This is a genomic window from Gallibacterium trehalosifermentans (assembly GCF_042433055.1).
Lineage (GTDB): Bacteria > Pseudomonadota > Gammaproteobacteria > Enterobacterales > Pasteurellaceae > Gallibacterium > Gallibacterium trehalosifermentans.
Genome location: NZ_JBHLWB010000004.1, coordinates 205,551 through 218,418, shown reverse-complemented (window position 1 = coordinate 218,418; position 12,868 = coordinate 205,551). Strand labels below are relative to the sequence as shown.

General features: G+C 37.4%; 13 protein-coding genes. All 13 read right to left on the bottom strand.

The features are described from left to right. Positions 1 to 8: 8 nt before the first annotated feature. Positions 9 to 695, bottom strand: coding sequence for a bifunctional protein-disulfide isomerase/oxidoreductase DsbC (dsbC, locus tag ACFFHK_RS05495; protein WP_382370336.1), 687 nt, complete (start codon positions 693 to 695; stop codon positions 9 to 11). A gap of 3 nt (positions 696 to 698) precedes the next feature. After that, a complete protein-coding gene (gene rnhB, locus ACFFHK_RS05490; RefSeq protein WP_382370334.1) occupies positions 699 to 1,289 on the bottom strand; it encodes a ribonuclease HII in 591 nt (196 codons plus the stop codon). After that, entirely contained in the window at positions 1,289 to 2,488 is a 1,200-nt protein-coding gene (gene lpxB / locus ACFFHK_RS05485; RefSeq protein WP_382370332.1) for a lipid-A-disaccharide synthase, read from the bottom strand. The genes rnhB and lpxB overlap by 1 nt, the downstream gene beginning before the upstream one ends. An 80-nt stretch (positions 2,489 to 2,568) precedes the next feature. Beyond that, positions 2,569 to 3,357, bottom strand: a complete 789-nt coding sequence (gene lpxA / locus ACFFHK_RS05480; RefSeq protein WP_382370330.1) for an acyl-ACP--UDP-N-acetylglucosamine O-acyltransferase — start codon at positions 3,355 to 3,357, stop codon at positions 2,569 to 2,571. Position 3,358: 1 nt separating this feature from the next. Next, entirely contained in the window at positions 3,359 to 3,814 is a 456-nt protein-coding gene (gene fabZ / locus ACFFHK_RS05475) for a 3-hydroxyacyl-ACP dehydratase FabZ (protein WP_382370328.1), read from the bottom strand. Between the two features lie 26 nt (positions 3,815 to 3,840). Beyond that, the gene (lpxD, locus tag ACFFHK_RS05470; RefSeq protein ID WP_382370326.1) at positions 3,841 to 4,875 is read right to left on the bottom strand and encodes a UDP-3-O-(3-hydroxymyristoyl)glucosamine N-acyltransferase; all 1,035 of its coding nucleotides are present in this window, start codon (positions 4,873 to 4,875) and stop codon (positions 3,841 to 3,843) included. A gap of 15 nt (positions 4,876 to 4,890) precedes the next feature. Further along, positions 4,891 to 5,433, bottom strand: a complete 543-nt coding sequence (locus ACFFHK_RS05465; protein WP_382370324.1) for an OmpH/Skp family outer membrane protein — start codon at positions 5,431 to 5,433, stop codon at positions 4,891 to 4,893. An 83-nt stretch (positions 5,434 to 5,516) separates the two neighbouring features. Further along, positions 5,517 to 7,928 carry an outer membrane protein assembly factor BamA gene (gene bamA, locus ACFFHK_RS05460; protein ID WP_382370404.1) on the bottom strand — a complete coding sequence of 804 codons (2,412 nt, stop codon included), beginning with the start codon at positions 7,926 to 7,928 and terminating at the stop codon, positions 5,517 to 5,519. Between the two features lie 56 nt (positions 7,929 to 7,984). Next, positions 7,985 to 9,325: a sigma E protease regulator RseP gene (gene rseP, locus ACFFHK_RS05455; protein ID WP_382370322.1), complete on the bottom strand. Its 1,341-nt coding sequence runs from the start codon at positions 9,323 to 9,325 to the stop codon at positions 7,985 to 7,987. An 11-nt stretch (positions 9,326 to 9,336) separates the two neighbouring features. After that, positions 9,337 to 10,203, bottom strand: coding sequence for a CDP-archaeol synthase (locus tag ACFFHK_RS05450; RefSeq protein ID WP_382370320.1), 867 nt, complete (start codon positions 10,201 to 10,203; stop codon positions 9,337 to 9,339). A gap of 12 nt (positions 10,204 to 10,215) precedes the next feature. Next, positions 10,216 to 10,941, bottom strand: coding sequence for a polyprenyl diphosphate synthase (gene uppS, locus ACFFHK_RS05445; protein ID WP_382370318.1), 726 nt, complete (start codon positions 10,939 to 10,941; stop codon positions 10,216 to 10,218). 58 nt (positions 10,942 to 10,999) lie between these two features. Further along, positions 11,000 to 12,187 (bottom strand): 1-deoxy-D-xylulose-5-phosphate reductoisomerase, encoded by a 1,188-nt coding sequence (gene ispC / locus ACFFHK_RS05440; RefSeq protein WP_382370316.1) that lies wholly within the window; start codon positions 12,185 to 12,187, stop codon positions 11,000 to 11,002. 76 nt (positions 12,188 to 12,263) lie between these two features. Then, entirely contained in the window at positions 12,264 to 12,821 is a 558-nt protein-coding gene (frr, locus tag ACFFHK_RS05435) for a ribosome recycling factor (RefSeq protein ID WP_065237278.1), read from the bottom strand. Positions 12,822 to 12,868 lie beyond the last annotated feature (47 nt).

Genomic DNA, 12,868 nt, shown 5'->3' with positions numbered 1-12,868 from the left:
CAAACCAATTACAGATCTTGTAATACTTTCAATAATTCTTTTGGTGGGAGGTATCCCCCTAATAACTCACCATTAGGTAAAATAATACTCGGCGTACCATTTACCCCATATTGCAAACCTAGTCGATAATGTTTCGCCACCATGTCTGCTGTTTTTAATTCTTTTGGTAAGTTACCTTTCTCAGCTTCCTCTAGCGCATAAACAGGATCTTTTGCAACCCAAATGCTCTCCATTTGCTGTGCTGTTTTTGAACTAAGTCCTGCGCGAGGAAAAGCAAGATAACGAACAGTAATACCAAGATCATTATAATCTTTCATTTGTTCATGTAAGAGGTGGCAATAATGGCAGGTAATATCCATAAAAACCGTTACCACATATTTTTCATTCTTCGCTGGATAAACAATCATTTGTTCAGAAAGTTTATCCACTTGGCTCATCAGTAATTTATTAGAAAGATTAGCTGGTCCTTTATCTGTTACTTGATAAAGGCTTCCATATAACACATATTTGCCATCTTCTGACATATAGACAATGCCTTGATCAGTAATAGCCGCTTTCATTCCAGGCAATGGGGAGGGTTGAATTTCAACTTCTTTCACACCTAATTTTTTCAACTCTGCAGTAATTTTGGCATCATCTGCCAACGCCGTTGTCGCTGTAACCGTTAATAACAAAGCTAATATTAATTTTTTCATACACTATCCTTTTATGTATTGTTTAACTGGAGCAAAACTTCGCCGATGTTCTGGCAAAATTCCATATTTTGCTAACATTTCTAAATGAAATGCTGTTGGGTAGCCTTTATGGCGATCAAAACCATAGTCTGGATATTTTTGATGTAACTCAACCATTTCCTGATCACGTGCAACTTTCGCCAAAATTGATGCTGCACTAATTTCTGCAACTAAACTATCTCCTTTGACAACAGCTTGCGCAGGAATCCCCAGCGCTTGCGGAATACGATTACCATCAATTAACACAAAATCAGGTTGAATCGCTAATCCTTGTACCGCACGACACATTGCCAACATGGTTGCTTGTAAAATATTCAAATGATCAATTTCACTAGCCTCAGCACGCCCTAAACTCCAAGCTAACGCTTTAGCCTTAATTTCTTCAGCTAAAATTAAACGTTTTTTTTCAGATAACTTTTTGGAATCAGCTAACCCTAGAATCGGCTGATTAGGATCTAAAATCACCGCAGCCGTTACTACAGCTCCAATTAATGGACCTCGACCTACTTCATCTACACCAGCAATCAATTTTGCCTCTGGATAACAAAATACCATTATATGTTTGCCTCATTTGCTAATACACTCACAACCGCCTCTGCCGCAAGCTTATCAGCATCTTGTTGAATCGAACGATGTAAATCGGTAAAGGTTTGCCGTAACTGTGCTTTATGACGTAAATCTGCCTCTTCCGTTGAAAAATAAACAGCTAATTTTACCGCCAATAACTCGGGCTCACACTGTTCCTGAATCATCTCTGGAACTAATAAATCATTAGCTAAGATATTAGGTAATGAAATATAGTTAGTTTTAACTAAACGTTTTGCTAGCCAATAAGTACTTGCTTTCATTTTATAACCAACTACCATTGGCGATTTGCATAGCATCGCTTCTAAAGCCGCAGTGCCTGATGCTAGCAGAGTTGCTTCTGCTGCAATCATAGCTTGTTTTGCGTGCCCATCAATTAAAATCATCTCTAAATCAGGTGCAACCTGCTGCAAAATTTGCTCAAATTGTTGACGCCGCTTTTGATTTACTAACGGTACAAGTAACTTGATATCTGGATATTGCTGTTGCAATAAGATTGCCGTTTTAATAAACGTTTCAGCTAAAAAAGCCACTTCATTTTGCCGACTTCCCACCAAAATGGCTAAATAACGTTGATTTGGATCGATCTGTAATAATTCGCACGCGTCTAAACGATCGGGTTTAAGGGGTAACGTATCGGCTAGCGTATGCCCAATAAAACGACAAGGCACTTGATGTTGATCATAGAATGCTTTTTCAAACGGCATAAATACCAACATCATATTCACGGCTTCGGCAATCTTATGAATACGATTTTGTCGCCACGCCCAAACAGAGGGGCTCACATAATGTAAAGTCTTAATCCCTTGTTGCTTCAATTTATGCTCAACAGCAAGATTAAAATCTGGTGCATCAATGCCAATAAAAACATCTGGTTTAATCTCAATAAGATTTTCCAGCAAAGCTCGACGTATTTTCACTAATCGAGGTAAATGCTTCAGCACTTCAACGAGCCCCATTACACTAAGCTCTTCCATATCAAATAGCGTTTCGCACCCTTCTTGTAACATTTTAGGACCTGCTATTCCAATAAATTTAGCTTGTGGATAATGGATCTTTAAAGCACGAATTAACCCAGCGCCTAAAATATCACCTGAAGTTTCCCCTGCTACAATCGCAATCGTAGGGGCAGTAGGTGCATCAGTTATATCTGAAATGGTTTGTTGCATTTTTCCTCTCCAGAGTATAAATAAACCGCATTTTCTATCTATGCACTCATATGATAAAAAATGCGGTCAATGACGAAATATTAGCGAATAATGCCACGTGTTGAACGCTTAAAGAAGTCAATAAAGAAACTAATTGATGATTCTGTTTCAGCAATTTGTTCAATTTCAGGCATAACTTGTTCTAATGTTTTTTCACTACGATAGATCAATTTATACACACTGCGAATGACGTGCAATGTTGGTTTATCAAATCCTCGTCTTCTTAATCCTTCAATATTGATACCAAATGGACGAGCATGATTACCTTGCGCCATCACATATGGTGGAACATCTTGGCTAACCATTGAACCACCACCAAGCATAACGTGCGCTCCCACAATAACAAATTGGTGAATTGCAGACATACCACCAACAATCACAAAGTCATCTAGCTGTACATGACCTGCTAATGTGGCGTTATTAGCAAGAATACAATTATTTTTAATTTGGCAGTCGTGAGCGATATGCGCATTGACCATAAAGAGATTATTATCGCCAATCTTCGTAACACCACCACCTTGCACCGTACCTCGATGGATAGTAACGTGTTCACGAATACGATTATTATTACCAATAATCGTTGTTGTTGGTTCACCTGCATACTTCAGATCTTGGTTTACTTCACCAATCGTTGCAAATTGATAGATTTGGTTATTTTCCCCAATCTTCGTTTTCCCTTTAATCACAATATGCGAGTTCAAAACCGTATTGGCACCAATTTCGACATCTTTTTCAATAATACAAAACGGACCAACAACAACATTAGCCCCAAGGATTGCGCCCTCTTCGATAATTGATGTTGAATGGATTTTAGCACTTGGGTGGATCATCTTAAACTCCTCGTCTAGCACACATTAAGTCAGCTTCACACACTAATTGTCCATCAACGGTTGCAATTCCCTTAAAACGCATCACACCCCGTCTTTCACGTTCAAATTCAATATCTAATAACAGTTGATCGCCTGGCACAACTGGCTTTTTAAAACGCGCATTATCAATTGCTGCAAAATAATAAAGCTCATTTGATGATAACTGAGACGTTTTAAATGCTAATACTCCAGCAGCCTGCGCGAGTGCTTCTAAAATTAATACGCCAGGAAAAATAGGCTTTTGTGGAAAATGCCCTGTAAAACAGGGTTCATTTACACTGATATTTTTTACTGCCTTAATCCATTTTCCTTCTTCAAAATCTAACACACGATCAACCAATAAAAATGGGTAACGGTGTGGCAAAAGCTGCATAATTTCATTAATGTCAACTTGTCTTGGTTCTCGTTGAATTGTCACTTTGGTTGCCCCTTAATATACCTTTATTACTTATTGATATTTTTAATTCGTTTTTCTAATTCTTTGAGTCGTTTATTCATATCATTAATACCTAACGTCAAAGCTGCTGTTTTACGCCACTCTTTGTTTGGTTGTAATGGAATACCCGAAGAATAAACGCCAGGCTCAGTAATTGGGCGCATTACCATTCCCATTCCTGTTACCGTTACGCCATCGCAAATTTCCATATGCCCATTGATCACACTAGCCCCACCAATTAAGCAATAGCGTCCGACATGTAAACTTCCAGCCATAATCACACCACCAGCAACCGCAGTTCCTGTACCAATATGAACGTTATGCGCAATTTGGCAAAGATTATCAATAATCACATTATCTTCTATGACCGTTGCATCTAATGCACCACGATCAATACAGGTACAAGCACCAATTTCGACATGATTACCAATAATCACTGTTCCTGTTTGTGGAATTTTAATCCATTTTCCACGTTCATTTGCATAACCAAAACCATCGCTACCAATCACCGCCGAAGATTGGATTAAACAATCTGTACCGATTTCAACTGCATGATAGATAGAAACATTTGCCCATAACTTAGTTCTAGCACCAATTTTGGCATTTTTACCAATAAAACAACCTGCACCAATACAAACATCATCACCTAATACGGCACCATCTTCGATGACTGCATTAGCACCAATACTGACATTTTTTCCTAATATAGCTGTCGGCGAAATGACAGCACTATCAGCAATGTCGCTAGCAGGTTTCGGGGTGTTGTCCATATATTGCGCCAAAATCGCATAAGCCACATAAGGATCTTTTACAATAATAATATTTTGTTTTTCAGTACAATACGGAATATCTGCTTCACTTACCAATAAAACACCAGCTTGGCTTTCAGCAAGCAATGGGCGAAATTTTGGGTTAGAGATAAATGTTAAATGTTGTGAGGTTGCACGCTCTAACGGTGCAATACTTTCAACGAAAATATCGGCGTTACCCTTTAGAGTACCGCCGACTTTTTCCGCCAAATCACTTAGACGGTATTGTTGCATAATTCCCGCTAGTCCTTATTTTTTCTCAGAGACTGCTTCTTTTTTTAAGAGTTCAATTACTTGTTCGGTAATATCTTTACTTGAATCAGCATAAGCAAATGCAGTATCAGTCAAAACAAATGTATATTTCTTCTCTTTTGCAACTTGAGCGATTAAACCTTGTATTGATTTAATTGTTCTATCCTGCTCTTCTGCAACAAGTTCATTATATTTTTGCTGTAATTGATACACTTCATTATCGTGTGCAGCAATTAATTTTTGAATTTCTTCTTCACGTTTTTTGATATCTGCTTGGCGTAAATTTTTGCTATCTTTCTCTAACTTTTTACGCTTATCTTCAATTTCTTTTCTTTTTGGTTCTAGTTTTTTCACCAATTCAGCTTCTGCTGCTTTGTATTCATCTTGAATCTTAGCAATTTTTTGTTGAATATTGCTGCTATTTAATAATAGGTTACCATTTACATATGCAATATTTTCCTCTGCACTTGCCATAGAAGAAAATAATGTTGTACTTGCTAATGCAATAGCTAATCCTGTAACTTTTAATGCTTTTTTCATATAAAACTCCTAATTTTATGTTATAAACAATTTTAAGGGAGCTTATTTGAGTCTATAAACTGCAATAAGTTCCCCAAATATAATTAAAATGAACCACCAATACTAAATTGGAACTGTTCTACATCATCACCTTCATATTTTTTGATTGGTTTTGCATAAGAGAAAACCAATGGTCCTATTGGCGATTGCCATTGGAATGAAATTCCAGCAGAAGCTCTAACACGTGAAGGATCACTATAATCTACAACATCATATCGTTTAGATAATTCTTTATCCCATTTCGTATTCCATACACTTGCAGCATCTACAAAGAGTGATGTTCTGACCGTAGTTTGGCTTTTATCGCTGACAAATGGCGTTGGTACAATTAATTCAATACTGGTTGTCGCCATAGCATTACCACCAATAATATCTGTACTCTCTCCATTCATATAACATTCAAATTCATTATGAATCGCACCATTCAAACACCCATTAGGTGCATCTTTAGTAAGATAAAACGCATTCGGACCTACTGAACCATAAGAGAAACCACGTAATGAGCCAATACCGCCCGCAGTATAGTATTGATAGAATGGTAATTTCTTACCACCAAAGCCATTCGCATAATTAAGGCTTGCTTTACCTGAAATAACCCAAGTTTCTGCACGGTTCAATGGATAATAACCAATAACACTTGCATTTAATTTATAATATTTATTATCTGACCCAGGAATACTGATTCGACCACCAATATTCGCTTTTACACCTTGCGTTGGGAAGAAACCACGATTTAAACTGTTATAACCCCAGCCAAAGCTGAAATCAAAGTCATGATTAGAAAACTCCCAACTGTTTGCTTTGATTGATTGTAAATATAACGCTCGTTGATATTCTGGTTGAATATCTTTTAATTTATTATGCGCATATCCTAAGCCTAAATAGTAAGAGTTATTTTCATTTACAGGAAAACCTAATGTGGCATCAATCCCGTAAGACGTTTTTGAATAAGATGCTTGATTATTATTTTTTGAGTTATCGTATTTTTCATAATAAACATTACCACCAAGACTCACGCCATCTTTGGTAAAATAAGGCTCATTATAGCCTAGTGCAATGCTCATACCGTAATCGTTACGTGTACCAGATAGACTAGCAGATGCGCCTGTTCCTAAGAAATTATCTTGTTTCACACTTGCATTGTAACTAAATCCACTTTCTGTACCATAACCAATACCGAAATTAATGCTACCTGTATTACGCTCTTTTACTTTATAGATCACGTCCATTTGGTCATTTGTTCCTTTGACCATTTCTGTAAAACTATCTACTGTTTCAAAGAAACCTGTACGTTCTAAACGAAGCTTACCTTGCTGAATCGCTGCCAAAGAGTATAGCGAACCTTCTTGTTGGCGCATTTCTTGTCGTAATGTTTTATCTGCACTTGAATCATTACCTTTAAAGAGAATATTGCGCACATAGTAACGATGCCCCGCATCAACCACATACGTTAAATTCACTTCATGTTTTTCTTCATCAAATTCAGGTACTAAATTGACTTGTGGTGCAGCATAACTATTATCACCAAGAATTTGTTTAATACTCTCTTCAACATCTTTTGCATTATCGCCATTAAATAATTCACCCACATAGATTTTTTTCAATAATGGTTCTATTTGAGGCATCAAACCAGCTGTATCTCCTACAACACGAGCGCCACTAACTTTATATTGTTCACCTTCAAATAGATCAATGGTAATAGCAATATCTTTCTTATCATCACTCACTTTTGTCTTCACGTCAGTGATATTAAATTTCGGATAACCTTTATTTAGATAGAAAGTTTTAAGCGCTTGCAGATCATTTTGGAATTTTTGTTGATCTAATTTACTACTTGCAAAGAAATTCCACCATGAAGTATCAGGCTGTATTTCCATTTGCTCTAGCAATGTTTTACGATCAAATGCCTGATTCCCTACAAAATTGATTTCTTTAACTAACGCTCGCTCACCCTCAATAATATTTAGCTTTACATCTGCTTGATTACTTGAAACTTGATCAACTGCAAAATCAACTTGCGCATTATAAAAACCAATGGAGTGATAATAATTTATTAACTCATCACGGAACGCATTGAGTTTTTCACGGTTCAACAAGCTTCCTTTTTTGATATTGTTAGCATTTAAATTCTCCTGCAATGCGTCTTTCGGAATAGAATCATTACCAGAAAAGTCTAAACTATTAATCACTGCATGTTCTGCAATATGAATAACCAATGTATTTCCTTCACGAGAAGCTTGTACATTAGAGAATGAACCATTAAGGTACAGCGCTCGCACAAGATCTGAAATATCTCTATCAGTGATAGTCTGTCCAACTTTCACTGGCAAACGCGCTAAAATAGCGCCTTTATTCCCCTCTGAAATACCATCTAATCGAATGTCTTTCACGACAAATGGGGCTGCAAAACTTATGGTGCTACTAAATAATAAACTGGTTAACAAAATTTTCTTCATAGTAATCAATCCTGGTGTTTTCAATAACAGTAAAAATCCAACATTCAACTGCTGCATTATAAACGCATTATATCATTAAATAATACAAAAACTGTAAGCCATAATAATAACGCAATACCAATACGATACGCGATATTTTGAATTTTTTCTGGCACAGGTTTTCTGGTGATCCCCTCAATTAAGAGAAAGACAAGTTGCCCACCATCTAATACTGGCAATGGGAATAAATTCATAATCCCTAGATTTACGCTGATCAGCGCCATAAAGCGTAAAAAATAGGTTAACCCATTTTCAGATGATACTCCCGCCCCTTGAGCAATAGAGATTGGACCACCCAAGCTGCTTAGACTCACCTCTCCCGTAAAAAGTTTTCCAACAATCTTAATTGTTGCCCAAGAAAGTTGTCCGACCATTTGCCAAGAGTGCGATAACGCAGACAATAAGCCATAACGTTGTATTTCAATATCCGTCGCACTAAGCCCTTGAACAGCTGGCACTAACCCAACATATGCTTTACCTTTTTCATTTAATTGTGGAGTTAATTCAATATTTTTCGTGATGCCTTGCCGTTCAATACGAAGTTGTAAAGGTTGATTTGCTGAACCTTGAATTTTCTGCACAAACGCTGTCCAACTAAGTTTTTCGCCATTCACCGCTAAAATTTTATCACCTATTTGTAAACCACTTTTGGCTGCAGGCGAATTTTCAGCCACTTTAGCAATCACATTCTCCACTTTTGCACGTTTAGGCTCAATTCCCAAAGCGGTAAATGCCGTTTCATTACTTGGATCAAATTTCCATGCTGAAAGATCGATTGTACGATGAATAAGATGATCTGAGTTGTCATCTTGCAAACTAATTTTCACCTTGCCATCACCCATCTTTGCCGCCAACACTAAATTCACCTCTTCCCAATTATGGATCGGCTCATTATCAATCGCAGTAATACGATAGTTCGTAGGCAACTGCGCTTGTGCTGCTAATGAATCTTGACGTAACTCAGCAATAATGGGCTTTAAAGTTGGAATCCCAATTAAATAGACAAGCCAAAACGCGACAAGAGCAAATAAAAAATTAGCTAATGGACCTGCTGCATAAATCAGAATACGAGAGAAAACTGGCTGGCGATTAAATGATTTAGCAATTAATTCAGGTGCTACCTCTTCATTGCGTTCATCTAGCATTTTGACATAGCCACCAAGTGGAATCAGCGAAACAACAAACTCTGTACCATGTTTATCCGTTTTTCGCCAAAGTACTTTACCAAACCCAATCGAGAAGCGTTGTACCGCTACCCCACATTTTCTTGCCACCCAAAAATGCCCAAACTCGTGTACAAACACTAATACGGCAATAACAACAATAAATGAAATAACTGTCCACAAAAATGATGGCATAACTTATCCAACTAAGCTAATACAAAGAAAAAGGAACAAAACACTGGTAACGCTGCCGTTAAACTATCTACACGATCTAAAATGCCACCATGTCCAGGAATCAACTGACTACTATCTTTAATACCACAATGACGTTTAAGCATACTTTCGGTGAGATCACCCAAAATTGATACCATAACAGTTAATACCGATACCACAACCAAGCCCGCAAATGAAAGATTTGTTGCTTCATATAGTGGTGTAATCGTTAAAAAGATAGCCGCAACAATAATGGTTAAAGCAATACCACCGATTACGCCTTCCCACGTTTTCCCAGGGGAAACTTTTGCCGCTAATTTATGCTTACCAAATTTTCGACCAGCAAAATAAGCCCCCGTATCGGCAGCCCAAACCAATAAGAAAACATATAAAAGTAAGATAATTCCTTGATAACTACTGCTGTTATACTGATAAAAACGCAGTGCTAATAAACTTAGGAAAAAAGGCGTCAGTGTAAAAAATGCAAATAAAAGTTGTGCAATAGCTGATGTCCCCCAGAATGTCGTACTTTTTGGATAGGTAATGACCAAAATAAAGGCAATACTCCACCATACCAATGAAGAAACTATCAACAATTCCGAGACATCATTTAAAATTTTACCACTAGCAATAAAATCACTACTTGCATAAATAAATAGATAAAGCAATGCAGCAGCGATACTCGTAATAATCCCACGCATAATAGGTTGTTTAACCTTAGCAAATTGAGTCCATTCCCAAACAGCTAATACAACTAGTAATGCACAAGTACACGCAAATAATAGGGGCGGGAAAACAAAGAGCACGATAAATACTAGACTAACTAATACTAGTGCTGACAAAATTCGAGCCTTTAACAAAATAAACTCCTATTATGATCTTTTAGAAAGTGAGCCAAAACGACGCTCTCGTTGTTGATAAAAATCCAGTGCAGCCTCAAATTCCATTTCTGAAAAATCTGGCCATAAAACTTCCGTAAAATAGAGTTCTGCATATGCCACTTGCCACAATAAAAAATTGCTAATTCGTTGTTCGCCACTGGTACGAATTAATAAATCAACCATTGGTTGTTCTGCTGTTGTTAAGTAATCTGCAAATTTTGTTTCATCTAATTGTTGTAAATCTAGTTTGCCAGCTTGTACTTCTGCGCAAACACGCTTAGTTGCCTGTAAAATATCCCAACAACCACCATAATTTGCAGCAATATTTAACGTTAATTGAGTATTATGTTGAGTTAGCTCTTCCGCATGACGGATCCGTTTTTGCAAGCCATCACTAAAACGAGAAATATTACCTAACACTTTTAAGCGAATATTATTTTTATGTAATTTCCCCACTTCCAGATCTAGCATTCGCATAAATAAATCCATCAACGCGTTCACTTCATGTTCTGGTCGTTGCCAATTTTCACTACTAAATGCGTATAAAGTCAGATATTTAATACCCGTCTTAGCAGCATAATAAACTGCACGCCTTACTGCTTGTGCACCATTACGATGACCAAAAACACGTAATTTACCTTTTTGTTTCGCCCAGCGCCCATTGCCGTCCATAATAATTGCAACATGTTGAGGGATATTTTCAGGATCTAATGCCATATAATATTTAAAATTGCGTAACTAATACCGAGCGACAATATACCACGCAAGTGATTAATTAAAAACTTAAAATCCAATCATTTGCCAATTCTCTGGCGATTTTATCAACGGCTAAGACATCTTCTACCGAACAAATATGCTGTGCAGGAATCTTTTCCACGACCAAACGATTTAATTCTGCAATCTGGGTAAATTTAATTCGTTCTTGTAAAAAAGCAGCAACCGCAACTTCATTAGCGGCATTCATTGCCGTGGTTGCATATTGTCCAGCATCAAATGCTTCAATCGCTAATTTTAAATTTGGATAACGTTGAAAATCTGGCGCCATAAAGGTTAGCTCTGCAATCTGCGTAAAATCTAATGGTGCCACGCCAGACACAATGCGTTGTGGATAAGACATTGTTTCCGCAATCGGCGTTCGCATATCAGGATTACCCATTTGTGCAATCACACTACCATCAATATACCGTACCATAGAATGAATAATAGATTGAGGGTGAATAATAATCTCCATTTGTTCAGCACGAGCATTAAATAACCATCGAGCCTCAATATATTCCAATCCTTTATTCATCATTGTTGCTGAATCAACGGAAATTTTTGCGCCCATTGACCAATTTGGGTGCGCAATCGCTTGCGCTGGGGTAATACGCTCAAATTCATCTAAAGGTTTGGTTCTAAATGGACCACCAGATCCCGTCAAGACAATTTTACTAACGCCTAATGCTGCTAAATCACAAAAACCAATATTTTGTTGTGCTTCTACTGGTAATGATTGAAAGATCGCATTATGCTCACTGTCAACTGGCAACAAAGTAGCCCCATATTTTTTCACCGCATCTAAAAAGACCTGCCCACAAGTAACCAATGATTCTTTATTCGCTAATAAAATACGTTTCCCAGCTTTAATCGCCGATAACGTTGGCAAGAGACCTGCCGCACCAACAATCGCCGCCATGACCATATCGACTTTTTCATGGGCGGCAAGTTCACAAATCGCTTCTTCACCTGCCACGACTTCTGTCGCACAACCTTGACGTTTTAATCTTTCTGCAACTTGTTTTGCTGCACTATGATTCGCCATTGCAACAAATAAAGGCTCAAATTCTAAACACTGCTTTGTTACTAACTCAACATTACTATTCGCAACTAAGGCAAAAACTTGATAATTTTTATTATGCTTTATTACAGAGATGGTACTTTGGCCAATTGAACCAGTAGAACCTAGAATGACGATATTTTTCATGATATGTGCAGCTTGTTGTTAAAAATAAAAAAATAACTGGCGCAATCTAAATTACGCCAGTTACCGAAAAGATTAATTAGAAATCCATTAGCTCTTTTTCTTTTTCTGCTAACGCCTCATCAACTTTTTTCACATAAAGATCCGTTAATTTTTGGATCTCTTCTTGTGCTTTACGTTCTTCGTTCTCGCTAATTTCTTTATCTTTCAACAATGCTTTAATTTTATCATTTGCATCACGACGGATATTACGTACTGCAACACGCCCTTGCTCAGCTTCGCCACGAACAACTTTAGTTAAATCACGACGACGCTCTTCTGTTAAAGGCGGTAATGGAACACGAATAGTTGTGCCAGCAGAAGCTGGATTCAAACCAAGATCAGAAGCCATAATCGCTTTTTCTACCGCAGAAATTAAACTACGATCAAATACGGTTACTGCTAATGTACGAGCGTCTTCGGCAACAACGTTAGCCACTTGGCGTAATGGTGTCGCTGCACCATAATATTCTACATGAATACCATCTAATAAACTTGGGTGTGCACGTCCAGTACGAATTTTAGAGATTTGGCTTTTTAAGGCTTCAACGCTTTTTTCCATACGTTGTTGCGCTTCATCTTTAATTGTTTTAATCACACTATTTTCCTTTTTAAATTAAGTTGAATAACAACTGCTGCCGAATT